We start from the raw sequence: 26,060 nt of genomic DNA, 5'->3' as shown, positions 1-26,060 counted from the left end.
TCCATTGCTACACCTTCAACCTTAAAACTGTTAACAGAATCAACATCGAAAAGCCCAAAGGCCAGAAAAACAACTGTTCCGTCGGGCGATAAAACTGTTCTTCTTTTGCCAGCGGCTCCAATTCATCAAGCATGGCGTAAATTTTATCCAGCTCTTTGGTGTTTCTGGCTCGGAAATACTGCCCGCCGGTTTGGTTGGCAATTTTTCTCAAAGTCGCTTCATCCAAGTCCAAAGACGGATTTATACGCCGATTACCGAAAATAGTCTGACGATAAACTTCATCCGCACCAATTCCGATTGTATAAATTTTCAAACCCTCCTGAGCAGCCAGTTCAGCCGCTTTCAAAGGGTGAATCTCTCCAGCGGTGTTTTGTCCGTCGGTGAGTAATATCAGAATTCGGTTATTATCCGTTGTTGCACGTACTCTTTTGACTGCCAAACCAATGGCATCACCAATTGCAGTCGCTTTCCCGGCGATTCCAATCATGGATTCGGAAAGTAATGTGTTAACAGTTTTTAAATCAAAACTCAAAGGCGTTTGCAGATAGGCTTGTTGACCAAATAAAATCAAACCAATCCGGTCGCCTTTTCTTCTTTCAATGAAATCTCCGGCAACGTGTTTTACCATGGTTAAACGATCCACTTCATTGCCATTAATTTTCATGTCTGTTTCTTGCATGGAACCGGAAACATCGACAGCCATCATTAAATCTCTGCCTTCAACCGGCAAAGAAACCGCATCACCAATCCAAACCGGTTTGGCAGCCGCCACGATAAAAAGTAACCAAGAAAGAATTGCCAATACTTTCAACCACCATTTGTTTTGAGCAGAAACACCGGAAAGCGATTTCCAGAATCCGCTAAAAAAAGGCACTCGTACCGCCATGACCGAACTTTGTCTGACTTTTGGCAATAGCCATACAAACAATGGCAAAACTGCTAGCGTTAAAACCCAAATCCACTCAAACTCAAACATTTTTCACCTTTGTTTTTTTATTGAGTTTCTTTTGATGTTTCAATGCTTGCGGAAAAAAGTTTTTCACCACCGCAATTAAACCTGAAACATCATAATCGGCTTTGGGAGAATACTGGGCTTCGCACAATTCATTGTAATATTGGTCGAACACAAGCGATTCTGAATATTGATTGAGGTAACTAATCCATGACTGACCACTCAAAGATGCAGCCTGTGTATCTCCTAAAACATGTTTCACAAAGCGTTTCAACAATACCGAAATTTCCGATGCCAATTGATGCTTGTTTTTATGTTGATCAAAACGATTTCTGGAGTCATTTAAAGAGTTTTGCAAAACTTGAATCAAACGATTTTGTTTGTTTCTGGCAACAAACCATTTGATGACGAAATACAACGAAATTAAAAATAGAACCAACAAAACCCACCAACCGGGAGCCAAAGGCCAGAATCCGGGTTCTTGTGGCAGGTGAATATCACGAAGTTGTAGAGCCGGAGCGGTGCTATTCATTGATTGAATTCCTCCAACTACTCCACGCAGATGCCGGTGATTTCAATGACTGCTTGAGCTTTTCCTGCAAATTATCATTAGTCATAATTGGAATGACTGAAACAGCAGACTTCTGAATATTCTCAAACACACTTTCCAAATGCGAATTCTGATAGCTTCGCATGTTTCCGACATCTTTACTTTTTTTGGTATTTAAAACAACAGTACTTTGTCCCTGATCGATTCCGTAAGTTCCGGGTTGCAACGTATTGATTTCAAAAGGGTCAGCAACAAATACAGCCATCACGTCATTATGTTTGGTGAGCTGAATCAAATGCCTTTTCACTTCTTTTCCCAAATGATAAAAATCACTGACAATAATCACCAAAGAACCGGGTCTGATGATGGTTCTTAATCTTTGCAAAGCATCTTCTAAAGGCGTTTCCTTATCATCTGCACTTTTTGCAGCGTCAGTTTTTACCAAATGTGCAATCAATCGCATCATTCCACGTTTGCCACCCACCGGTTTTTCGTGATGAATTCCATGAGTGCCGAAACTTAAAACTCCTACTCTATCACCATTTTTGATAGCAGCCCATGACAACAACGATGCTGCCTTCGCTGCGGTTACAGATTTGAATTCGTTTTTTGTGCCAAACGCCATGGAGCGATTGTTATCCATAACGATATGAATCGGTCTTTCTCTTTCTTCCTGAAAAAGTTTTGTATGAGGTTCACCGGTTCGGGCTGTCACCAACCAATCCATGTTACGAATATCATCACCTGCCTGATAAACACGCGATTCCAGATAGTCCATTCCACGACCTCTGAATCGTGAATCATGCAAACCTGAAATCGCAGAGCTGGCTTTTTTTCGCCCTGACAATGACAGGTTTTTTGCATGCGGTTGCTGTTGAACCAATGCTTGTGTTGTGACACGAGTGGATGAATTCATAATCAATGACTATGCGATTGGAACAACCTTCAATAATCTGTCAATGACTTTATCAGGTGTAATACCTTCAACTTCGGCTTCAAAACTAAGAATCAAACGATGCCTTAAAACATCATAAATCACATTGTGAATATCTTCCGGCAATAAATGCTCACGACCTTGTAAAAACGCATGAGCTCTTGCACAACGATCCAAGGCAATTGTGGCACGTGGAGAACCACCAAAACTAATCATTTCAGCCAAAGATTTATCGTATTTAATTGGATTGCGGGTTGCAAGAATCAATTCTACCATATAATTTTGCAGATTTTCTGCAACATACAAATTCAAAACCTGCTGTTGAGCATCAAACACATTTTGCTGAGTCAAATTGACTGAATCTTTGGATGGCTTCTGATAACCCACTTTATCTCTATCCTGCGCCAATTTGAGAATATCTTTTTCCGTATCGGCATCGGGATAATCAATCGCTACATGCATTTGAAAACGGTCCAATTGGGCCTCAGGAAGCGGGTAAGTTCCTTCCTGCTCAATCGGATTTTGTGTTGCCATAACTAAAAACAATTTGGGCAGCTGATAAGTGGTACTGCCAATGGTGATTTGTTGTTCTCCCATCGCTTCAAGCAAAGCAGACTGGACTTTTGCAGGTGCACGGTTGACCTCATCTGCCAGAATCAGATTATGAAACAATGGACCTTTCTGGAATTCAAAACTTCCGGTTTGAGCTCGATAAATTTCAGTCCCTGTTAAATCTGAGGGAAGCAAGTCCGGTGTAAACTGTATGCGTTTAAAATCTCCTTCCAAACGATCTGCCAAAGCCTTGATCGCAGTGGTTTTTGCCAAACCCGGAGCACCTTCTACTAATAAGTGGCCATGAGTTAATAGTGCCATTAACAACCTGTTAACCAGTTTTTCCTGTCCGAAGATTTCTTGTGAGAGAGATGATTTAACCTGTTGGAATATTTTTGCTGTTTCTGATATTTCTTGCTGACTATTATTTTCCATGCTCATGTTTATTATTTTTGACCGTATTACGACAGATGCAATATAATAAGGTTCAAAATATTTGAAATCAAGCCAGAGGAATTTAGATGTACAAAAAAGCAATTTTTATACTTTTAGTTTTACTAATCAATGCCTGCAATTTAAAAAATACGGTTCAAGCCGCAGAAGATGATGATTTTAAAGTCCATCGCCTGGTCATTCAAATGAATAAAGGTGATGAGCATTTACAATCAGAAGTCATCACCAATATTGTTAATATTTCAAAGTATTTCGGGGTCGATAATGTCGAAATTGAGCTGGTTGCTTACGGAAAAGGGATTTATTTTCTCACCAAAGAAAGTCCATTAAGAGCCAGAATTGAGAGTTTGATGATGCAAGATGTGGTTTTCACGGCTTGTGGCGACACCATCAACACACTGAAACGCACCAAGGGACTTGAACTGGACTTAATTGATGGTGTTGAAACCGTTCCAAACGGCATTCCTCACATTATGCTTTTACAAGAAAAAGGTTATACCTACTTTAGTCCTTAGGGTTGAAACAAACACTGATTTATTACCGTTGATTCCAAATTTAATAAATAAAAGTATCACAGATAATTTCAAATTTTTAAATTGAGATATTGTGATACAGTTCTCAATATGTTAGATTACATTAGAAGAATGTAATATTCAATCTCACAGTTACACTCAATTTCGCAAAGTTATAAAAATTATTGAGAAGAAAAATGAAAAAGTTTTATTCCTTGACATTGATTAGCATATTGGCAACATTACTGGTTTCTTGTGGTGATTCAAACCCGGCAATCGAAAAAATTGTTGTTAGCAGCAGTGCTCATGGTGTGGTTTTGGATGCAACCGATGCTGAAACTGTTGAGGAATTACAGCGAATTTTTTACAACAAGGAAGAAACACCAAATGCAGCTCCGGATTTCAAATTTTTTATAGATATTACCATTGGTGGTCAATCAACCCGCTGGCAATATAGTATTGATGGCTTTATCCGAGAACATAACGCTTCAATTTCGAGTGACTCTGTGACTAAAATTTACGGTTTGAAAGAAGTTGCCAAATTCAATCGAATTGCCAACGTCAGAGAATAATTTTTAGATTGTTGTTGCAATAGCAATACCAATAAAAATGATCATTCCCACCCAATTATTATTCAAGAATGCCTTGAAATAATTGTAAGTTTTTCTGCTTCGTAATAATTTATTCTGATAAACAAATAAAACCACACTTGCCAGCAAGCCAAAATAAAAATACATATTGAGATCCAGTTTTCTGCCGAGCAGAAGCAAAACCAGCATCATAAATCCCTGAATAATATGGGTGATAACAATATCCAAATCACCAAACAAAATTGCCGTTGATTTCACGCCAATTTTTTCATCACATTCACGATCAACCATTGCGTACATCGTATCATAAGCCGTAGTCCAGAATATATTGGCAATAAACAACAACCAAGCCTCTGCTGGAATTTTCCCCTGAATCTGCGCGTAAGCCATCGGAATGGATAACGCAAAAGCAATGCCCAAATAAACCTGTGGTAAATAGGTATAGCGTTTCATAAACGGATAAGTAATGGCAAAAAATGCTGCTACCATTGCAATTTGAATCGCTAACGCATTCAAAAACGTTAGCAACAACACTGCACATAAAAGCAATACCACAAACATAATCAACGCATTGACAACCGGTAATTGTTGCTGAGCTAATGGTCGGTTGCGTGTTCTTTTGACTTTGGCATCAAATTTTCTGTCAGCAATATCGTTAATTGCACAACCAGCGGAACGCATTAAAAAAACACCTAAAGAAAAAATAACCAAATACTTAATCGGTGGAATTCCATCAGCTGCCAGCCACAAAGCCCATAATGTTGGCCACAATAACAACAAAGTTCCAATCGGCCGATCAAAACGAATTAATTTCAAATAGGGATCAATTGTGCTGAGAAAGTTTTTTTGTGACATCAAAAATGTTTGTATTTTATCAGCTTTTTATTTTACCATTACCTGACCTGATTCAATAAAAATTATGTTTAATATCGTTCTGTTTGAACCTGAAATTCCACCCAACACCGGAAACATCATTCGCCTTTGTGCCAATACCGGAGCTCAGCTTCATCTGATTCATCCATTGGGGTTTGCGATGGAAACCAAAGCTCTGCGCCGTGCCGGACTGGATTATCACGAGTTTACCAATGTCAAAGAATATGACAATTTCGCCGATTTTATGCTCAAAGCCAGACCCGAAAGGTTGTTTGCATTGACAACAAAAGGCAGTGTCAATTACACAACAGTTCCATTTCAAAAAGACGATTATTTTATCTTCGGTCCGGAAACCAGAGGTTTACCGAAAGATATTCTTGAACTGAATAGCATAACCGAAAAACTCAGACTTCCGATGAAAGCCGACTCCCGAAGCCTGAATCTATCCAATACCGTTGCGGTGATGTTGTTTGAAGCCCTGAGACAGGTTGGGTTTGGAGATTTGGAATAAATCTATAAGCCATTCACAATATGCTCGCTCCAGTTTTCCATTTCGCCTTCAAAGCCTTTTAATTCTTCAATCGTAAACAAGCCGACAACATGGATTTCATCTTCGTTGCTGGTGATTTCGTTTGTTGCCAGTTCCCATAGTTCGACCACGCCGATATGGACTCGGCCGACGGGATTGGAATCATCGTAGATGTACCCGAGATGTTGTTTGGAAACGATTTCTGAAACATTGAGTTCTTCATCAATTTCACGCTGGGCTGAGTTTTCGATGGTTTTATCCAGATTAATAACTCCGTTATCTTGATAAGCCAGATCGAAAGCATCAATATGACCGCCGAAGCCGATGGAATGCATATTATGTAAGCGGTCTTCTCCGCCTTTTTTGGTGCGTTGATAGAGTGCTATTTTTCCCTGATATGAAAGAATCACATAGGGAATGATTTGTTTGAAATCTTCATTGGTCTCTAATGTCTCTCTGGGACCCACCCAGATTTTGCTGACATCAAAAATATCTTTTTCAGTTTTGATAAAGCCGTTGGCTTTGATTTCTATATCAACGACTGATTTTTCGGTACAAATGATATGTTGCATATTATTTTTTCAATTCCAAAAACAATGAGTTATTATTTTCAGGGTCTTTTGTCATGCCAATGCGGTTATTGTCAAGAAGGATATAGAACCTGTCTTCAGAGACATAAAGACCTTCGGCGAGTCCAAATTCTTTGTCAAGATAGCTAAACTCTGGTCGGTTGATGACTTCACTATAACTAAACCCTGATGTTTCAACAAACTGACCATTTTGGCGTTCTAACTGAGCAATTGTTTCTGCATTTCTGTCTAAAACGAATACCTTATCTATATTACAACTCAAACCCGAAAAATCAGTGGATCGGTTTAAGTGATATTCAAAAACAGCGTCGTTTTGCTGATAGGCTGTGATTTCGTTATTTGGTAAATCAAATTCAACAAAACCTCGAGGTTGTCTTTCGGCAGCCAGAAGAAATTTTTGTTCTTCCAATAAACAAATTCCTTCAATATAGGCATTATGAGTCGTAAATAATCCGGATTCTTTACCAGCGATTTTCAAACTCTCATCATCAGGAATCCATTGCTGAGTTTTGCCGTCTTTGGAAATTTTTAAGATTTGAAAATGCAGTTCACTTATCAGATAAAAATACTCATCATCATGTGTGATGCCTTCAAAATCAAGTTTGCCGGGTTTATCGTTTTCAATTTCCAAAAACGGTATCAATCTGACTTTATTATCTTCAAATTTGAGTTTAAAGATAAAATTGTCTTTATCTGAAACGGTATAAAACTGACCATCCCAATATGTCAGACCGGAAGGGTCAAATTTTCCCAAAGTTTCCACTTCATAAGCTTTTACCAGTTTCAGATTCTGGACTTTGATTCCATTCGTTGTATAACGAACATTTTTATCACAAGAACTAAGAGCGAGTGCAAATGCCAAAATAACAAAAAAATTAAATTTCATCATTTTTTTATTCAAAATCATTTTCAAAAATCAAATCCGGTAGCGGAATACAAGCTGAAGGATCTAAGACTTGAACATCATCAATATCCCAATCACCGGCTCCGACACTCACATCCGAAGCAAATCTCCATCTGATTTTTGCTGTTGTACCGGTATAAGCTGACAAATCCACTACCACTTTGGTATAACTGATCGAACCACCCCAACCGGAACGACTTCCGAGTGGGTTGCCACTTGCCAAAGTGACGTTATAACCACCCTCTGTCATTGCTGACCCTAAATCCTGCCAGTTTGAACCATTATTGGTAGTAATTTCCAGCACGGCGCCGTCATAATAAGGACTGCTTCCTTCAAAAGAATATTTGTGCCAAAACTCCAATGTGGTATTTGCCGAAATATTGATTTCTGGTGATATTAAAAACTTATCGGAAAAAGTATTGACGTCATTGGTATAAAAGGATTGACTGTTATTCATACCTGCTGTCAGACTGATACCCCAGTCATCAATACCTTGAGTCGAACCATGCGACCACCCGGCTGTTTCTGCATCTGAAATTGAATTGTAACTTTCAACATCATCATCAATCAACGCACAAAGTGGTTGCAACTGAATATCTTGAGTTGTGGTCGATAAACCCGAAACTGCCAGACTATTAAACGTAGCTGTTGCATAAAAGGATTTCTCTGCCGTTAAAGTATAACTGCCTTGTAACAAATCAAAACTGTATTCGCCTTGGGAATTTGAAGTTATGCTCATATCATTAATTATGAGTTGCGCTCCTGCTATTGGCTGAGAGCTCAAAGCATCTGTAACAATTCCTGATAAAATTCCAACATCATTAACATCCCAAACTTCAAAGAATTTCGCATAGGGTACACCTTTTACCATATCTGTATCAGTCGCAATAAAATACGCTACATGTTGTCCAACGGGCATTCCGGTTGTGTCAATTGTGGCAGAAAATGACTCCGATTTTGAATCATAAACTCCATCTCCGGCAGCTATGGTAACAGGTGTTGAACCTCCATCCCAAGGTAACTCATCGACATACATTTGAACGGAACTGATATTTTGGGTCGCTTCATTTCCATTGTTTGCGGAGAAGTGTAAGTCGGTTGCTGTTCCTGAAATTGTCAAGCTATTCCCGGCAATAACTCCGCTGGATGAAAGTTGCAAATTCTCCACATCAGGACCGGATGCAGTGATATAAGGCGTTCTGGAAACTTTTGCCGCATAAATTAATGCGTGTAAATTATCGGGATAAATGGTACTTTCAAAAGCACTACAACTTTGGAAGAATGATGTTCCCAGCTCAAAGACATAAGCAGCGACACCGAGTTGTCCATAAGCATTATCATCAGATGCCCCATCAGCTCCATAAAGCTCATTAGAAACCTGTGGAAGATAATCGTTATACCATGCCAGTTTTCTTCCAAGTGTTTGAAATTGTACATGATTTGGAGCGAGTGGAATGACGCCGGGACTATCATAACCATAAGGCCACATCACTAATTCGCTATAACTGTGAATATCAAGAAAGATTCCCGGAGTATCATTGGGAGCCGGATCATTCAGTCCTTCTCCGCGATTATCATCAAATAAGTCCTTCATATAAGCATCTATCGCCTGATTTTCATATTCGGACTGTGCAGATGGACCTCTGTAGGTTTCATCACAAACTGAACCACTAGAGCAACCGAAACCACCGCAAGAGCCAGCTCCCCATTTCCAGCCAAAATTACGATTCATATCTATCCCATGTGTTTGCTCAGGTTGATTACAATATCCTTCAATATTATTAGTATTTTTACGTTGCCAAACACCGGTTTCTGCAATTTTTCTACCATCCGGATTTCCTTGTAACAATAAATGTATTTCATGATGGTCCACAAGCCAGGTGGCATCGGCATCGGATCCATAGTTATTCAAAAGATATTCAGCGAACCTTGTGTTCAATTCAGCCGGTGTTAACTCTCTGGCATGAATGGAACTCATTGCAAAAAAGATAGGTTTTGGACCCGGAATTAATGAATTGGTAATCTTTATAACCCTTAAGTCATAACCCGGCAAACCTCCGGGAGTTGTTTTTTCCCAACTATCACCAATATCAACAATGCTTGCCAAATTAGGATAGGTTGCAACCAAATTATCCATGGTATTGAATGTTTCTTCTACAGTGCGATAACAATCAAATCCCGGAATACTTTTTGTTCCTAGCGGAATATTTTTTTCTTTTGCAGTTTTAATGGCATCGCTGATTCTCAGTGAAGATTGAGTTTGTTTTTGATTGATTTCGACTTGAAACCCATAAGCAAAAAGATTTTCATATTCCTGAATACTGTCAACTGAAACAGTAAAATACTCATCTTTGGTATTGACATGCCAAGGTTGATTGTATGAGGCATAGTTTCTTACTTGTTTGATATCTTGGTAATGAACATCAACAATCCAAGGGCCATTTTCTTCTTTTGGCAGTTTTTGATTTGGTTCGGCATTGACAAAATGTACAGCAACGAACAACGCACACACTAATAATTTTATTTTCATAATTTATCTCAGCAAGTCTTTAGTTATTTCAGACTTCTTTATTTATTCTTTCAGGGAAATCAGTTTGAGTATTCTCTCTTCTGTAAATGGCCAGAAAAGCTCTTCTTCATTCTTAGACAAAACAGGAACTTTGGTATGATATTTTCTTAACAACTCTTCATCTTCGTCAATATCAAGAAAATGATAACGAATATTATATCTGTTTAAGACATCCTCTGCATCTTCACACAAGGGACAATCGCTTCTTCCGTATAGAACTAGCATTTACAACTCAAAAAAATTTGAACCATTTACTTATAATTTTTTAATGATGTCAATTTAGAGGTAAAATAATTATAACTTTTTTGCGGTTTTAAAGGCATGAATTACACACTTCATGAAACTAATGAAGGTCTCTTACAATTTATGAAATGCAAATTTTTACTTGATAATGTTTAACATTTGCTTTTTTTCGATTATTATATTGAAGAATAATAAAATTTAGGTACACAAAATGGCACGAATTTTAATTGTTGATGACTCACCATCTCAGTTATTTGGTATGCAAAAAATTGTTGAAAAGTTAGGACATGAGGTTCTTTCAGCGACAAACGGTGAAGAAGGCGTTCGCACAGCGAAGGAACAAATTCCTGATTTGATTTTGATGGATGTGGTAATGCCGGAGCTGAATGGCTTTCAGGCAACCAGAAAGATTTCCAAAGATGAGCGGACTTCACACATTCCAATTATTATGGTCACAACCAAGAATTTGCAAACGGATAAGGTTTGGGGGATGCGCCAAGGTGCTAAAGATTATTTGGTTAAGCCTGTTTCAGAGAAAGCGTTAATTGCAGCAATTAACGAGTATTTACCGTAGATTTTATTCCAGCCGGATTTAAAAAAGGTGCAGTTTTGCACCTTTTTTATTTACCATTTTAATTACTTTTTACCATCGTCCCGGTTTTCAGTCGCTCTTTTGTCCATGCTCTTAAATCATCCAGCCAGCAATATAAACTGGGCAATACCAACAAACTAACAACCGTCGAAAAAGTCAAACCGCCGATGATTGCTCTTGCCATCGGGAAATAGGCAGGTCCACGTCCTCCAACTTGCGAAACACTCATCGCCAGCGGAATCAACCCGACAACAGTCGTAAATACCGTCATTAAAATCGGGCGTAAACGATCCCGCCCGGCTTGTAAAACAGCATCATAGCGATTAAGACCCCTTATTCGGAGTTGATTAATATGATCAATCAACACAATTCCGTTATTCACCACCACACCAATTAGTATCAGCATTCCAATCGCTGCCATGATTGTGAAGTTGGTTCCGGTAATAGCAAAAAAGAAAAAGACTCCAATGTATGAAAAAAGAATCGAACTAATTACACAGAGTGGAAATAACAAGGATTCAAACAACGCCGCCATCACAATAAAAATCAAGGCAATGGCAACTTTGATATTTGATGCCATAGAATCACTTTGCCCACCTCGATTGCGTGTGTCATTATCAAACGTCCAGCTATATCCGCTTGGAAAATAAAATTGAGACATAATTGCTGAAACTTTATTTTTAATTTCAGTCTGATTCACATCCGTTTCCAAGTCCACATCAATTTGAACCGCTCCCATTCGGTCATATCGTCTGATCTGCTGAGGTGAATTGGTATTAATGACATCTGCCACTGTTTCCAACGAAACTTGATTGCCATTGCGAGTTTTAATTGGCAAATTTAATAATTGCTCCAACTTAAATTCACCTGTTTCATAAAATCGCACAATCACCGGCATTTCTCCGGTTTCTGTTACCAAATCACGTAGATTCATCCCCCGCATGGCTATATTGACACTTTGAGCAACTGTATTTGGATCAACACCAAGTCGATAAGCGCGTTCTCTATTGACCTGAATTCGCAACTCCTCTCGCTGGTTTCTATTATCCACTTGAGCTCCAATCACTCCTTCGATTCTATTCAGCTCTAGCAAAATAGAAGGAACCATATCAAGCATCACTTCTTGTGAATCACCCAGTAGATAAACACTCATCCCATCATTTCCTCGCCCTCGTCCAAATCTCAGGCTGGGTTTTCCAATGGTTATTTGAGGTAAATTTTCTATAATTTCTTTTTTTATTTCAGCAAGCGGACGTGTAGCTTCAGATTCATCAACCAGATACACTTTGGTGCCTACAAAACCATTCTCCTGATAATAGCTGTAAACAGTATCAATATCATATTTATCTTTATTGGCGTAAAGATAGTCCTCAACCTTATCGACATCTTTCTTTAATCGTTCTAATGTGAAAGAACCATCGACATGATAAGGCATCCAAAAATCACGAGAATCCCCGTCTCCACCACGGATTCCATCTTCTTTCTCAACCCAAAGTGAATTGACCACCAAACCGGAAATCACAATAATAACAATTGAAAAGAACGTCACCCAACGATGAGCAAGGGTGAACTTCAAAATACGGACATATTTTTCTTTGAGCGAGTCCACCCAAGTTTTTTTCACGGTCTTTTGGTTCTCTTTATTCTTGTTAAGATATGAAATGATTAATGGAACAACTGTAATAGATAAAAATAATGATATGACCAATGCAGCAATAATTGATGCAGCAACATGGGTCAAAAAGACTGAAATCATATCTTCGGAATTAAAAACAATCGGCAAAAACACACAAATTGATGTGGTTGTTCCTGCAATCACAGGAACCATCACGTCTGACACTCCTTTTCGGATTGCTGTCAAAATATCATATTTGCCACTACTCCTTCGGGTAAAAATACTTTCACTAATAACCACCGAGTTATCAACCAACATCCCGATTGCCAGCATCAATCCCATGAGAGAAAGTACATTTAATGTCAAACCCAGAAAATAAAGAATTCCCAAAGTGATGACAATGGAAATTGGAATTGACAAAGAAACCAGCAGAGTTGTCTGAATATCACGAATAAAAACATAAAGAACAATCAAACTGAGCAAAGCTCCGATAATTCCCGCCATCACCACATCATGCAATGAGTCTTTGACTGTTTGCGCCTGATTATTCAAAAACACCAGTTTAATGCCTTTCATTTGCGGTGATTTTGAAATTTCTTCAATCTTTTCAAGCACTCTTTCGGCAACATCAACCAAATTAGAGGTTGATTCATTGTAAATTTCTAAACCAACTGAATACTTTCTATCCAAATGACGAGCGTAGTTGCGTTCCCCATTGACGACTTTGACGGAAGCGACATCAGACAACTTTACTCCACTTTGATTGAGCAAAATGTTTTTGAAGTCTTCGAGTTTCAATATTTGACCTTTTGGAACAACCCGAATTTGTTTGTCATCGCTGGAATAACCGGTTTTTAAATCTCCTGAGGCAATAGCAAAATTCGAGTCTGTTAACTTTTGCGTCAATTCATTGAAACCAATGCCGTACATTTTCATAGCATCGTTATCAATCATTATACGCATCTCTTTAGGCTCAAGCCCCTGTAAATCAACTCTCGCCACGCCGGGAACCCGCTCAACCGGTCTTACCAAATACTTGTTGATGACATCATAAGCATTTTCCAAATCCAAATCACCGGTAATACGTAACTCCATGATGGCACCACTACCCATATCCGCTTTATTGACATCAATCCGGCGAACATCATCGGGCAAATCAGGTTTGGTGAGGTCTATTTGCTCCTTGACCAGCATTTGCTTTTCATCAACATCTATGCCTGATTTGAAGCGAATCTGAATATTTGCGCCTCCGGTGTTTGAGTTTGAGTTGATTCCCTCAATATCACCTATGGTTGATAAAGACTCTTCCAGCGGTCGGGTGATATTTTGTTCCACTTCACGAGGAGTTGATGACGGATAGGAAACATTGACATTGATAAACGGAGCATTAACCTGTGGCCATTGCTCCAAGGGAAGCATTCGAGATGAAATCAGCCCAATGACAACCATGCTTAAGAATATCATGGTTATAGTAATTGGACGACGAATCGAAAATTCAGCTAAAGCACTGAAACTGCTTTTGGTTTTTGGCTCACTTTGTTTCATACAGAACCTGCTGACTGATTAACATTTGAACTAACTGAAGTTTCTTTAGTGACCAGTGCATAAATAACCGGAATGACAATTAACGTCAGAAATGTCGAAACCAACAAACCGCCAATCACGGTGATTGCCATCGGCGCTCGAATTTCTGCGCCTGCTGACTGATTACCAACAAACGAAATCACCATTGGCAAAAGACCTAACACGGTTGTTATAGTAGTCATTATAATTGGTCGGAGACGGGCATTCCCGGCATGAATAATAGACTGAATTAAATTGTCACCTGAGGCTTGCTGTTGCTTAATTTTATCCAGTAGCACAATGGCATTATTCACCACTATTCCAACCAGCATTATCAGTCCGATAAAAACCACAACGGAAATATCGGTTCGGCTTAAATACAATGCCCAAACTGCGCCAATCATTGCCAGTGGAATACTGAAAAGAATCACGAAAGGATGAATAAAGGATTCAAATTGCGACGCCAAAACCATATAAACTAAAAATACCGCCAAAGACAATGCAAATATCATGGAGTTATTGGATTCTTCTAAATCTTTGTTTTGTCCGGTCACTTTGACCGCAACTAAGGAATGAATATTGGCTTCATCAATAATTTGTTGAGCCACTTCAACGGCTTTACCTAAGTCAATTCCTACAATATCTGCTGTAATCACTACAACCCGATCCTGGTCACGACGTAAAATTTGGCCGGGTCCGCGAGTGATTTTTATTTCTGCAACATCACCGAGTGTTACCGGTTTATTGGCTTGCGGGTTAATAATCAATTGTGAAACCGATTGGATAGAGTTTCTTTGTGATAAAGGATTCCGAATGAGGACATCAATTTTTTGATCTTGCCAATGCACCGTCGTTTCAGACTTACCCAAAACCTTATTGACAACAACATCAGCCACCTGGCGATTGGTCATTCCCAATGAGGCAATTCTTTCCTGATCAAAGTGAATCTGAATTTCCGGGTTTCCGTCCGTTTGCCCGTCATCCACATTGATAAAGTGCTCATTTTGCATCAATAAATCACGCAGCTTTCTGCCTTGTTTTTTTAACAATTCGACATCAAATCCGGAAAGTTCAATTTCAATCGGATTGCTTAGCTCGAAATATTCACCGGCTTGTAATTCTGCACTCAGTCCGGGATGTTGTTCCAGAATTTGCAAAACCTGACTTTCTATGTTTGACTTATTGCTGTTTGCAGATGTTCGTATCAATAATTGCCCGGTATTCTCTCCGGCTGATAATGCCGACACATCGAGTTTTGAACCCTCACCACCAATTCCATAAACAAATTCGACCGATTCGATGTTGTTTATTTTTTCACTCAGTAATTGGACTGTTTCGTCAGTTCTTTCAATGACTTCGCCCTCAGCCAATTTAAAGTTGATTCTGATGGTATTGGCATCCAAATCCGGAATCAAATTCATTCCCAATCTTGGAATAATCATAATCGTCAAGAGGAAAACAGTTAAGGTAACAGACAAAACAAGGGCTTTATGTTTCAGACTCCAAGGTAATAACTTATGATAAATTGAAGCAATAGCATTAAAAACTGTGTTAATTAATTTTGATGCCGGCAGGAAGAAGTAGTGCAATCCTTTGGAAATTAGTACCAGTAAGCCCTTAATTAAACTCACTAAATCTCCAACTAAAACATTAAATAAAAACTTTCTATCTTTTCTTAAATAGTAGCCTAATTGGGTTTTCGGTTGATACTCTTTTTCATCAATTTCCATGCTGTAGGTTTTCTTTGTACCTAAGCTCATCAGCATAGGAACTAAAGTCAAGGCAATGAACAACGAGACAATCAATGTAAAAGTCACCGTTAACGCCTGATCTTTAAACAACTGCCCGGCAATTCCCTTTACAAAAACCAAAGGCAGGAAAACAGCGACGGTTGTTAAAGTGGAAGCAACAATGGCACTTCCAACTTCGACCGTGCCTTTTTGCACTGCTTCAAGTTTGCCTTCACCCTGATTTCGTTTGGATGCAATGTTTTCCAACACTACAATTCCATTATCTACCAACAAACCGATGGCAAGTGCGATTCCTCCCAGTGACATGATATTGAATGAAATCCCTGCCTGATACATGAGGAAGAACCCGGCAATCACAGAAACCGGAATTAATGTCGAAATAACGACTGTTGCTGAAAACTCCTGCAAGAACAAATAAATAATCAGAACCGCCAAAACACCTCCAATGATTGCCGATGTCACAACATTGCCAATCGCATCGGAGATAAACACCGATTGGTCATTGATAATTGCAATTGATGAGTCCGCCGGCAAACTTTTCTCAAGTTCCTTGAGCTTTAGTTTTACATTATCTGCAACTTCAACGGTATTGGCATCACCTTCTTTGTAAATTGCCACTTCGATGGCTTCTTTACCATCCAGACGATTGATGGAATCTCTGTCTTTATGATGTTTACTAACTTTTGCGACATCTTTTAGTTTAACCGGCTTATTGTCCCTGATTGTGACAACAATCTCTTGAATCGACTCGACGTTTTCAAACTGATTGACGGTTCTTACCAGATAAAGTTGCGTTCCTTGTTTGATTGCACCACCTGAAAGGTTGATGTTTTCTTGTTTTAAACGGTTGGAAATATCATTGATGGATATTCCAAGTTGAGCTAATTTATATTGATCGGGTTCAACCTGAACCTCTTGCTCCAGCCCTCCGCTGACTTTCACTGCCGCAACGCCTTTAACCGGTTCCAGTTTCTTTTTGAATAACTGTTCAGTCAAAGTTCTCAAGTCCTGCAAACTTTCCATTGAACTGTTCTCAGCAGAGAAAGTTAAGGCAATTTGCATAATCGGAGCTGTTGATGGGTTGAATCGTAATAAATAAGGCGACTCTGCATCCAAAGGCAAGCGCACAGAGTCAATTCGGTCCCGTATTTCATAAGCAGCTTGTTTGATATCTGCATCCCAACCTAGTTCGAGTTTGACATCCGAACGACCGGTTGTAGAAACCGAATAAATCCGTGATAAACCTTTGACCACACCAACTGACTCTTCAACAGGCTTAGTGATTAGCAATTCTATTTCCTCAGGACCGGCATTTTCATAGTTTGTTCTCACAGTAAATGTCGGATATTCCAAATCCGGCAAAAGTGTCAACGGCATTTCTTTAACAGCAATGCTTCCGAAAAGAATCAATGTCAATGCCAGCATCAGGACGGTGACCCGTCGGTTTGTGGCAAATTTTATAAGCGCGGAAATCATATTATTCTACAACTTCAACCAATGATTCTTCAGAAATATTGTTCTTACCTGTTGTCACAACCTTTTGCCCGATCTCTAAATCAGATAAAACTTCAATGCTGTCATCCATCTCATATCCAGTTTCAATCACTACTTTGGAAACAGTTTTATCATCGTTAATGACATAAACATAATTGTCTTTATCTTCGCGAATCACTGCGTCTTTACTGACCAGAACTGCATTATCATGTTTATCCAGAATAATCTGTGTTTTGCCAAACAAACCCGGACGAAGTTTTTCCAAGTCGGTATTATTGATTTCTATCGTCACACGAAATGTTCCTGTCGAGCTGTCAACCACCGGATCAATTCTCAGAATTTTCCCTGAAACCACTTCTTCAATTCCGGCAAAGTTAATTCTGGCTTCGAGTCCATTACGCATTTGTGTCCATTTGCTTTCCGGAATATTAACAATGGCCTGAATCGACTCAAAGTTAACAATTTCAAAAACTTCACTGTGTTGCGGAATTAAATTGCCTTTTTTGATGTTTCTTTTGGTGATTAATCCTGAAATCGGAGCCTGTACCTTGGTAAATTCCAAATCCAGTCGTGCTTCATCCAGTTTGGTTTTCAGAGCTTTGGTTTCAAATTTGAGATTATCCACTTGCTCTTGATTTGCTAAACCTTTGCCAATCAGTGCTTTAGCTCTTTCGTAATTATTCAAAGATTTTTGATAATTGGCTTCTGCACTTTTGAATTGGAGTTCTTGAACATCTGACTCTAAAACAGCTAAGACATCACCCTCACTGACTTTATCTCCAACCTCAACATTAATATCCAAAACGATTCCACTGGCTTTTGAAGTGACAGCTGATTCCAAATCAGCTTCAAGAATCGTGGTGGTGTTGAAAATTGAAATAGCTTCACCTGTATAAACTTGAGAGGCTTCAACATTGATTGCATTTTTTTCAGGTGTATTATCATCCTTGTTTCCCCATTTGCCTTTTTGGGAATCTTTATTACCACTCTGGGATGCGTTATTTCCTGTTGTGTTTTTTGCATCCACAGGTTGACCAGATTTATCACCGCATGAGACCAAAAGTGTAATACACACTAGTAAAATTATTTTTTTCATTGATTGCAAGAGCCTTTAATTTTTCTGAATTAACATCGGAATTCTAGCTTTAATAAAGGTTTTAACCAATAGGCAATAAGTCATTTTTTTGAATAATACAGACAATCAATGAGTTTTGACCTCTGTCAAAATAAATTTAAAGTCTATAGAATCTTGCAAAAAACAGACTTTGTTTATAATATACTTAACGATACACAATTTTGTTAATAATAAAAAGAAGAAACAATGCAGCATTCTAAACCCATTACTTTGTACAAAGATAATAGTCATTCTTTTCTGATGTTTCCTGATCTGGTAACAGGTCACGGTGTTCAGGCTAACCAATTCATGATTGTAGATAATGGCAAAACCATGTTATTAGATCCGGGCGGGGATTTAACTTACATGCCTTTGACAATTTCAGTTGGTCAGTTTATGAAAACCAAAGAGTTGAATTATATTTTTGCATCGCATCAAGACCCGGATATTATTGCTTCAATTGATCGCTGGCTGCTCCATACTGAATGTAAAGTCATTATTTCCAAATTATGGGGACGTTTTTTACCTCATTTGGTTTCAACTTTCATGGACAAAAGTGGTGCTGATATTGCCAAACGCATTATTGAGATTCCTGATCCCGGTCGCAGAATGACTTTCGGGAATAATGAATTAGTATTTCTACCGGCTCATTTTTTACACTCTGTGGGCAATATTCAAGTTTATGATCCGGTTAGTAAAATTCTTTTCACCGGAGATGTTGGTGCCTCTCTTGTGGATATGACTGACTCTGTCTATGTTGAAGATTTTGAGGCTCATTTGCCATCCATGCAAGGATTTCACGAGCGTTATATGGTTTCCGGCAAGGTCACCGCTTTCTGGGTCGAAATGGTGCGCGAACTTGATGTTGAAATGATTGTCCCTCAACATGGCAAAGTTTTTAAAGGGAAAGAAATGATTGAAAAATTTTATGATTGGTTCTCCAAGTTGGAGTGTGGTGTTGATTTGCTGCGCCGCAGAGATTATCAAATTCCTGAATAATCCGTTTCAATTCAACCAAATCAAAAAAAGCTGATAATAATTCAGCTTTTTTTGTATGAGGAATTATTTATAGAAATCTAATGATTAATTGCCCTGGAGAGTTTATTTAATGTCTCGTCCAGTCTTAGCATCACTCGAGAGTTAGCCATTTTTTCCTGATTGAGAAAATCCTTCATCTGGCGTTTACGAGAATATAAATTGGTTTCGTTAATTGTATACGAATGGCGTTCCAATATCGGTTGAATATCCTTTATCTGCTCTCGGATTTGTCTGCGGGTTTGCTGATAAGCATACTCACACAATTTGTCTCTGTTGGAATAACTAAACAAATTGGTACTAAACAACATTTCATCATCTTTATAAGGTTCAATCAAAATGATATCAGCCTTGGGATATTGAGTGTGATACTTATCAAGACCTGATTTCAACCGAGATTGGACTATTGACCTGAACGTCTGAGATAAAACCAACGGTAAACCACCTTTGAGAAGTTTTGACTTCTGATGCAATCGTTGTTTGCTGGCAAATGGAACTATTGGATTCACTGCAAATAACAGATGAACATTCTGATTCAAAGCTGCAGATGCATTCATTGTTCGTCTCAAAGCACCATCCACATAAAATCGCCCTTTAATATTAACCGGCTCATATAAACCAGGTAATGCAGAAGATGCCTGAACCGCTTTTGAAATCGGCACATCTGAGTTTTCATCGGTACTGAATGTAGCGATTTTTCCGGTATTGATGTCACAGGCAACAATATACAGTTTGTGTTTCAGTTTGCGAAAATCATTGGTGCAGTGTTTAGTGGTTAGTATCTTACTGAGAAACTTCTCAAGACTGGAGTTATCAAACACTCCGTTGGGAAGAATAGTTCCCAATTTCTCCAAAACATCAACCACACTAGTTTTGAAAGGGTTTTTCAGCCAAGACAAAATTGCCTCAGATGTTACAAACGGGCTTGTCGATAATTTCTTGATGAACTGTTTATACGCCGGGCGTAAAAAATGATCAGGGTTAAACGGTGTCTCAGCGTTTTTATTGTATGCAAAGATATTGGCAATTTCTTCAGTACTGATTCCATTAGCCAAAGCTGATACTAAAAATGCACCGGATGAAACACCAACATAAACATCCAGGTTGTTGAGATTGAGTGCATTGACGCTATCTTTTAATGCACATAATGCACCCAATTCATAAAAACCACCCAAAGGTCCGCCACCGGCAAGTGCCAGGCCGGACTTCAGGTTGCTTTTAACAGGCTTGGAAGCCCTCTTAATTGTTATCATAACGCCCTTTTTGTTATTTTATCTTCTTTTTGGATAAGATGGCCAATTCACGCCGGCAAATTTTTCCAGACATCTGACAACCTGACATGAGTAGCCAAACTCATTATCATACCAGCAGTAGACCACAATATTTTTACCATTACAGATTGTTGCAGTTGAGTCTATGATACATGCTTCTCTGGTTCCGATAAAGTCCGATGATACAACTTCAGTCGAATTTGTGTAACCAATTTGTTGTTGGAGTCTGGAGTGCAGTGCTTTATATCTCAAAAACTCTTTCAACTCCTGCAAGTTTGTTTCTTTTTCAAGACGAATTTTTAAGATTGCCATAGAAACATCAGGAGTTGGCACACGGATTGCATTTCCTGTGAGTTTTCCTTCCAATTCCGGTAGAACTTTCGCAACTGCTTTTGCTGCCCCGGTTGACGTTAGAACCATATTTAAAGCAGCGCTTCTTCCTCTTCTGTCACCTTTGTGAAAGTTATCAATTAAGTTTTGGTCATTCGTATAAGCGTGAACAGTTTCCACATGACCATTTTCAATGCCGTATTCATCATTCAAACATTTCAAAACAGGAACAATTGCATTGGTGGTGCAAGAAGCCGCACAAATAATTTGATGGTCCGGTTTGATATCATCCTGATTCACACCATAAACAATATTCGGTATATCATCTTTTGCCGGAGCCGTCAGTAACACTTTGGAAACCCCGGGGCGAAGATGCTCGCTCAATCCGGCTTTATCTTTCCACACACCCGTGTTATCAACGACAATCGCATTGTTTATACCATACTCAGTGTAATCAATTTCAGATGGCGAGTTTGCGTAAATAATCTTAACTTCATTTCCGTTTATGATTAACTTGTTCTGAGATGCCAAAACACGAATTGTACCGTCAAAACTTTTATGAACGGAATCTTTACGCAATAGCGAAGCCCTTTTTTCAATATCATTGACATGTTTTGAGTCTCTGAGAACAATTGCTTTCAACACCAAAACATCACCACCACCGGTTTTATCAACCAGCAAACGGGCAACTAAACGACCAATACGTCCGAATCCGTATAAAACAACATCTTGTGGCTCTGGAATTGGTTTAGTTTCTGAACCAATTAAATCGGCAAGCTCTCTCTTCACATACTCAAAAACGTCTTCATTATTTCCATCTTGTAAGTATTGATAAACCATCTTACCAACATCAACATGTGCCGGTCCAAGAGTCAGTTCTGAAATGGCTTTTACAAATGGAAAAGTCTCGAACAAGCTTAATTCATTACCTTCAACCTGACGCACATATCTGTGTGCTTTCATGATATCCGTCACTTTTTGGTTGATTAGTCTTTTGCCATACATATAAAGTGATACATTGTTTCTTCTGTATAACCGACCGATGAGAGGAATCATTTTTTCTGCTAATGCTTCTCTTTCTTTCCAGTCTTTGAAAAACTCTTCGGGGACAGGTCTATTTTCTTCGCTCATAACAACTCCGGTGATTTTCTGATTTAATTGATATACCAATTACTATTTTGAATAACCCGTGTATATTACATATTTTTACAGTTTCATTAAAGTTATATTCCGGTATTTGAGAAATAAAGCAACTTATATTAGCAATTTCTAATAGAGCACTAAAAGCGAAATAGATAATTGTAATTAGGATGTTTTTTAGGTAAAGTAATAGCTTCGTTATCTGTTGCTACAGAAAACTGAACTATCTCACAGCGGAGACACTGATGATAAAAGTTATTTTAGTTGACGACCACGAAATTGTCCGTACCGGATTGAAAATGATTATTGACAAAATGTTCGGCATATCCATTATTGCCGAAGCAAGTAATGGTCAAGAAGCTGTCGATTTGGTATCCAAACACAGACCCAATGTTGTCCTGATGGATGTCAACATGCCAATACTGAGTGGAATTGAAGCCACTCGACGAATTTCACATCTTTATCCTGATTCAAAGGTTATAATACTCACCGTTCATGCCGAAAACCCTTTCCCGGCTCAGTTGCTCGAGGCCGGTGCCAGTGGTTATTTAACCAAAGGGTGTGCTGCCGAAGAACTGGAAAAGGCAATAAAGTTTGTAGCTGAAAAAGGGAGATACATTGGTGCTGATATTGCTCAGCAAATGGCTCTGTCTATGATGCCCGGAGGCGAATCTTCACCATTTGATGATTTATCAACTCGCGAAATGGAAGTGATGATGCTACTGGCACAAGGTAAGAAACCCAAAGAAATTGGTGATACCATTTTCCTCAGCCCTAAAACAATTGCCACATACAAATACAGAATTTTAGAAAAATTAGGATTGACAAATGTTATTGAGCTCGCCCATTTGGCAATTCGACACGGAATCATTGAAGATAACAAAAAATAACGAGAATATTTATGAGTAAACATGTCGTTTGTCCAACATGTCTGGCTGTAAACAGAGTCCCTGACAATCGAATCCAGGATAATCCAAACTGTGGAAAATGCCATGAAGATTTATTTTCCAACAAAGCTATCGAAGTGGACACACGAACCTTCAATAAAATCATCAGTAAAAGCAATATTCCCGTCATTGTTGATTTTTGGGCAAGCTGGTGTGGTCCTTGTCGCATGATGGCTCCGGCTTTTAACCAAGCAGCAGCTCAACTACAAGGGCAATATATTTTGCTAAAAGTGAACACCGAACAGGAACAACAACTTTCAGGACAATTCGGAATCCGCTCCATTCCGACGCTCATGGCTTTCAAAAATGGCCGTGAAGTCAATCGCATGTCCGGAGCATTGCAACTACCGCAATTGTTGCAATGGATTCATAACACCTAACATTTAATGAAACACCTCATAATCCTCAGACATGCGAAATCCAGTTGAAGTGATTTATCACTTTCAGACCATGATCGCCCATTGAATCAACGCGGAAAGAATTCTGCACCAATTATGGGGCAGCGATTATCGAAGAAATCAATTCAACCTCAAATAGTTCTTTGCAGTACGGCGGCGCGAGCACAGGCAACTGCTCAAAAAGTATTGGATCAAATTCCGCAAAAATACGAGATTCAATTTCTGAAAGATTTGTATCATGCTTATCCTGATGAAATTCTAAATATTGTTTCTAAAGTGTCAGACAACTACCAAAACATCATGATAGTTGGTCACAACCCTGGATTAACCGAACTTGCTAATGACTTGATGGGCGAATACCATTTTCCGAATATTCCAACAGCCGGGTTGGTTACTTTTGAGTTAGATATTGATAGTTGGAGTGCAATTGTGGATATGCCAAATCCAGCGATATTACTCGATTATGATTACCCGAAGAAATCAAAATAAAGCCATTACAAACCTTATAGCTTCCATTTGTTTCAATCGAAGTGATTATAAAAAATCACATCATTGATATGAACTCCATCATCATATTCATACGCTCCCATATCATAATACCCTAATTGTGGAACTGTGTATTGATAACCTCTGGGTACACTCATAATATCATGATGTTTTGGTTGATACAGACTAGTATCGCACATATCAATGGCTGCAGAATCAAAGTCTATAAGATAATCATTGTTAGCTGCATTGATAAAACCAGGATTAGAAATCGGGGTTAATGCTCCAAATCCTACCGGCAAGTTTTGATTGTCATGAACGATGAAACAATTTCCGCTGTAATTGTTAGTATTAGAAACTTCCAGAAATAACGAAGACGGAGAATTCCATAATATAGAACTATTAACTTTAAGTGTCTGATTGGTAGCATCAGTATTACTCATGAAAAATACGCTTAACGATAAATTATCTGTCAGCGTATTAAATGCAAAATCCAATGTCGCTTTATTATCAAGGAAAAACATTGAATCAGATTCATCAAATTCATCCTTATTGTTAAACAATAGGTTGCCTTCCATTGTATTAATACAAGAACTTGTATTGTCACCATTAAAATGGGCTACAGAAGCGAGTGTCGATATATTCCCCCTGATAGTGGTTTGAAAGACATCAATAGTTCCACAGTCATCTGTAAAAAGAGTTCCGCTTTCCGATTGGTTATCGTATATCAATGAGCATTCTTCATCGGCAAAACAATTTCCTGGTACCCGACGAATTTTCACTTTTGCTCCGCCTGTGCTAGCAATTGCAGAACCAAACTTTGAATCATTTCCTGCAAAGCTACCATTAATTATAGTAACAACTGTACTTGAGCCCCTGGCATAAATTGCTCCACCATGTGCATTAATATTATTTTCATCAGTCCAGTTGCCATAGATATTGACATAGTTATCAGTAGTTCCTTTCAATACCGCTGTACTATTTTCAATATACATTCCTCCACCGGCAAAGTCTGCATAATTGGCTTTGATTCCTACACCATTATTGGGTCTAGTACTAGTCGTTCCACTCTCAATTAACACATCACAATTACTAGTTGCAAATATCCCTCCTCCTGTTTGCGATTGGTTATTGTTGAGTCTTGAAGTCAGATCCATTTGCAGGAATGAATTTGAACAGTAGACTCCACCTCCATAAAGAGATGAATCATTACTACCAATTAATGCATCAAGCGAGACTAACCTACTTTGAGAAGACAAAGAAACTCCTCCCCCGTTACCACTGGCATTATTGTTTCTAACATCTCCTCTATTCATTGTTATCACCGCACCTTGAGAAGCAGCAATTCCTCCGCCTACAGCTGAACTATTATTCTGAATTGAAGTTGAGTCGAGTAGTAAAGAAGCACCCAATCCTCCGAAAATGTAAATCCCACCGCCATGTGTAGCCGCTGAATTATAATTAATTAATGAATCTATAATTGAAACACTGACATTACCAGAAATGTCAACTCCTCCAGCCAAATATCCTGCAGATGTTGCTCCTTCGGTGACATGCAAACCGTCAAGAACAACCGCCTGATGAGCATGCCCATTACCACTGGTTGTGTTCACAATGATAACCGTTTCCGAGTTGCCACCATTGACCTCAGTTTCAAAAAATCGTTGAGCATCCACTTCTGCATCACTACAATTTTCGTAACCGGCAATAATTTGGACGGACTTATCAATAATTTGAAATGGAGTCAGAATTTGTTGTTTTGTTACTCTGACCTCAGAATTATTATTAACTGCCGTTTGGAATTGCACTGGCGAATAATCACATCCGGCATCTGTTCCAACTGTCACAAATGCCTGAGAATTGATAGAAAAAAATAAAATAAATATTAGGTATGAAAATCTCATGTTTGCCCCCGATTAATTGTAAATTATGTCAGGTTTTAAGATAACAAATAAATCTTTCTGAATCTTGAATGAAGTTTGATTAAGTTTGATTAAGTTTGAATAGTAGAGCAATATCTAGCGTCGATGAATTAAATTATCGTAATAACCAGCTGATTTTTATCGATTTTTG

Annotated in this window: 23 protein-coding genes; 8 read left to right on the top strand and 15 right to left on the bottom strand. The window is 38.6% G+C overall.

What is annotated here, in order from left to right:
- Positions 1-7: 7 nt before the first annotated feature.
- Genes R3F25_11955 through R3F25_11940 form a run of 4 tightly spaced genes read right to left on the bottom strand, consistent with a single transcriptional unit; the run spans position 8 to position 3,423 of the window.
- Entirely contained in the window at positions 8-976 is a 969-nt protein-coding gene (locus tag R3F25_11955; protein ID MEZ5497518.1) for a VWA domain-containing protein, read from the bottom strand.
- On the bottom strand, positions 969-1,484 hold the full coding sequence (locus R3F25_11950) for a DUF4381 domain-containing protein (GenBank protein ID MEZ5497517.1): 516 nt from the start codon (positions 1,482-1,484) through the stop codon (positions 969-971). The genes R3F25_11955 and R3F25_11950 overlap by 8 nt, the downstream gene beginning before the upstream one ends.
- The gene (locus tag R3F25_11945) at positions 1,477-2,418 is read right to left on the bottom strand and encodes a DUF58 domain-containing protein (protein ID MEZ5497516.1); all 942 of its coding nucleotides are present in this window, start codon (positions 2,416-2,418) and stop codon (positions 1,477-1,479) included. The genes R3F25_11950 and R3F25_11945 overlap by 8 nt, the downstream gene beginning before the upstream one ends.
- A gap of 9 nt (positions 2,419-2,427) precedes the next feature.
- The gene (locus R3F25_11940; GenBank protein MEZ5497515.1) at positions 2,428-3,423 is read right to left on the bottom strand and encodes a MoxR family ATPase; all 996 of its coding nucleotides are present in this window, start codon (positions 3,421-3,423) and stop codon (positions 2,428-2,430) included.
- Between the two features lie 86 nt (positions 3,424-3,509).
- On the opposite strand from R3F25_11940, the gene R3F25_11935 reads away from it, so the two are divergent.
- Positions 3,510-3,956 carry a DsrE family protein gene (locus R3F25_11935; GenBank protein ID MEZ5497514.1) on the top strand — a complete coding sequence of 149 codons (447 nt, stop codon included), beginning with the start codon at positions 3,510-3,512 and terminating at the stop codon, positions 3,954-3,956.
- A 194-nt stretch (positions 3,957-4,150) separates the two neighbouring features.
- Positions 4,151-4,525, top strand: coding sequence for a hypothetical protein (locus R3F25_11930; protein MEZ5497513.1), 375 nt, complete (start codon positions 4,151-4,153; stop codon positions 4,523-4,525).
- A 3-nt stretch (positions 4,526-4,528) separates the two neighbouring features.
- Here R3F25_11930 and ubiA read toward each other — a convergent pair whose 3' ends face one another.
- Positions 4,529-5,398 (bottom strand): 4-hydroxybenzoate octaprenyltransferase, encoded by an 870-nt coding sequence (gene ubiA / locus R3F25_11925; protein ID MEZ5497512.1) that lies wholly within the window; start codon positions 5,396-5,398, stop codon positions 4,529-4,531.
- Between the two features lie 64 nt (positions 5,399-5,462).
- Here ubiA and trmL point away from each other — a divergent pair, with 64 nt between their 5' ends.
- Positions 5,463-5,927, top strand: a complete 465-nt coding sequence (trmL, locus tag R3F25_11920; protein ID MEZ5497511.1) for a tRNA (uridine(34)/cytosine(34)/5-carboxymethylaminomethyluridine(34)-2'-O)-methyltransferase TrmL — start codon at positions 5,463-5,465, stop codon at positions 5,925-5,927.
- A 2-nt stretch (positions 5,928-5,929) separates the two neighbouring features.
- On the opposite strand, the gene R3F25_11915 is transcribed toward trmL, so the two are convergent.
- From R3F25_11915 to R3F25_11900, 4 genes are read right to left on the bottom strand one after another with little or no spacing between them, the layout of a single operon-like run.
- Entirely contained in the window at positions 5,930-6,517 is a 588-nt protein-coding gene (locus tag R3F25_11915) for an NUDIX domain-containing protein (protein MEZ5497510.1), read from the bottom strand.
- Between the two features lies 1 nt (position 6,518).
- Positions 6,519-7,424, bottom strand: a complete 906-nt coding sequence (locus R3F25_11910) for an esterase-like activity of phytase family protein (protein MEZ5497509.1) — start codon at positions 7,422-7,424, stop codon at positions 6,519-6,521.
- A gap of 4 nt (positions 7,425-7,428) precedes the next feature.
- The gene (locus R3F25_11905) at positions 7,429-9,969 is read right to left on the bottom strand and encodes a M14 family zinc carboxypeptidase (protein ID MEZ5497508.1); all 2,541 of its coding nucleotides are present in this window, start codon (positions 9,967-9,969) and stop codon (positions 7,429-7,431) included.
- A 42-nt stretch (positions 9,970-10,011) separates the two neighbouring features.
- Positions 10,012-10,233, bottom strand: coding sequence for a glutaredoxin family protein (locus tag R3F25_11900; protein ID MEZ5497507.1), 222 nt, complete (start codon positions 10,231-10,233; stop codon positions 10,012-10,014).
- Positions 10,234-10,462: 229 nt separating this feature from the next.
- Here R3F25_11900 and R3F25_11895 point away from each other — a divergent pair, with 229 nt between their 5' ends.
- Complete coding sequence (locus R3F25_11895) at positions 10,463-10,825, top strand: response regulator (GenBank protein MEZ5497506.1); 363 nt, start codon at positions 10,463-10,465, stop codon at positions 10,823-10,825.
- 58 nt (positions 10,826-10,883) lie between these two features.
- Here the strand turns inward: R3F25_11895 and R3F25_11890 are convergent, their stop codons facing one another.
- From R3F25_11890 to R3F25_11880, 3 genes are read right to left on the bottom strand one after another with little or no spacing between them, the layout of a single operon-like run.
- Positions 10,884-14,003 (bottom strand): efflux RND transporter permease subunit, encoded by a 3,120-nt coding sequence (locus tag R3F25_11890; protein ID MEZ5497505.1) that lies wholly within the window; start codon positions 14,001-14,003, stop codon positions 10,884-10,886.
- Positions 14,000-17,248: an efflux RND transporter permease subunit gene (locus tag R3F25_11885; protein MEZ5497504.1), complete on the bottom strand. Its 3,249-nt coding sequence runs from the start codon at positions 17,246-17,248 to the stop codon at positions 14,000-14,002. The genes R3F25_11890 and R3F25_11885 overlap by 4 nt, the downstream gene beginning before the upstream one ends.
- A 1-nt stretch (position 17,249) precedes the next feature.
- Positions 17,250-18,362, bottom strand: coding sequence for an efflux RND transporter periplasmic adaptor subunit (locus R3F25_11880; GenBank protein MEZ5497503.1), 1,113 nt, complete (start codon positions 18,360-18,362; stop codon positions 17,250-17,252).
- A 225-nt stretch (positions 18,363-18,587) separates the two neighbouring features.
- On the opposite strand from R3F25_11880, the gene R3F25_11875 reads away from it, so the two are divergent.
- Positions 18,588-19,379 carry an MBL fold metallo-hydrolase gene (locus tag R3F25_11875; GenBank protein MEZ5497502.1) on the top strand — a complete coding sequence of 264 codons (792 nt, stop codon included), beginning with the start codon at positions 18,588-18,590 and terminating at the stop codon, positions 19,377-19,379.
- A 77-nt stretch (positions 19,380-19,456) separates the two neighbouring features.
- On the opposite strand, the gene R3F25_11870 is transcribed toward R3F25_11875, so the two are convergent.
- Positions 19,457-20,668: a patatin-like phospholipase family protein gene (locus R3F25_11870; protein ID MEZ5497501.1), complete on the bottom strand. Its 1,212-nt coding sequence runs from the start codon at positions 20,666-20,668 to the stop codon at positions 19,457-19,459.
- Positions 20,669-20,686: 18 nt separating this feature from the next.
- On the bottom strand, positions 20,687-22,147 hold the full coding sequence (locus tag R3F25_11865; protein MEZ5497500.1) for a glyceraldehyde-3-phosphate dehydrogenase: 1,461 nt from the start codon (positions 22,145-22,147) through the stop codon (positions 20,687-20,689).
- A 254-nt stretch (positions 22,148-22,401) separates the two neighbouring features.
- Here R3F25_11865 and R3F25_11860 point away from each other — a divergent pair, with 254 nt between their 5' ends.
- From R3F25_11860 to R3F25_11850, 3 genes are all read left to right on the top strand, one after another.
- Positions 22,402-23,046 (top strand): response regulator, encoded by a 645-nt coding sequence (locus R3F25_11860; GenBank protein ID MEZ5497499.1) that lies wholly within the window; start codon positions 22,402-22,404, stop codon positions 23,044-23,046.
- 11 nt (positions 23,047-23,057) lie between these two features.
- Complete coding sequence (gene trxC, locus R3F25_11855) at positions 23,058-23,483, top strand: thioredoxin TrxC (GenBank protein ID MEZ5497498.1); 426 nt, start codon at positions 23,058-23,060, stop codon at positions 23,481-23,483.
- Between the two features lie 81 nt (positions 23,484-23,564).
- Positions 23,565-23,990 (top strand): histidine phosphatase family protein, encoded by a 426-nt coding sequence (locus R3F25_11850; protein MEZ5497497.1) that lies wholly within the window; start codon positions 23,565-23,567, stop codon positions 23,988-23,990.
- Positions 23,991-24,022: 32 nt separating this feature from the next.
- Here the strand turns inward: R3F25_11850 and R3F25_11845 are convergent, their stop codons facing one another.
- Positions 24,023-25,891, bottom strand: coding sequence for a hypothetical protein (locus R3F25_11845; GenBank protein ID MEZ5497496.1), 1,869 nt, complete (start codon positions 25,889-25,891; stop codon positions 24,023-24,025).
- Between the last annotated feature and the right edge of the window lie 169 nt (positions 25,892-26,060).

The organism is Gammaproteobacteria bacterium (genome assembly GCA_041395445.1).
In the GTDB taxonomy this organism is placed as follows: domain Bacteria; phylum Pseudomonadota; class Gammaproteobacteria; order Xanthomonadales; family Marinicellaceae; genus NORP309.
Note: the sequence above shows the minus strand (reverse complement) of the source record. Positions and strands in the feature narration are given on the sequence as shown.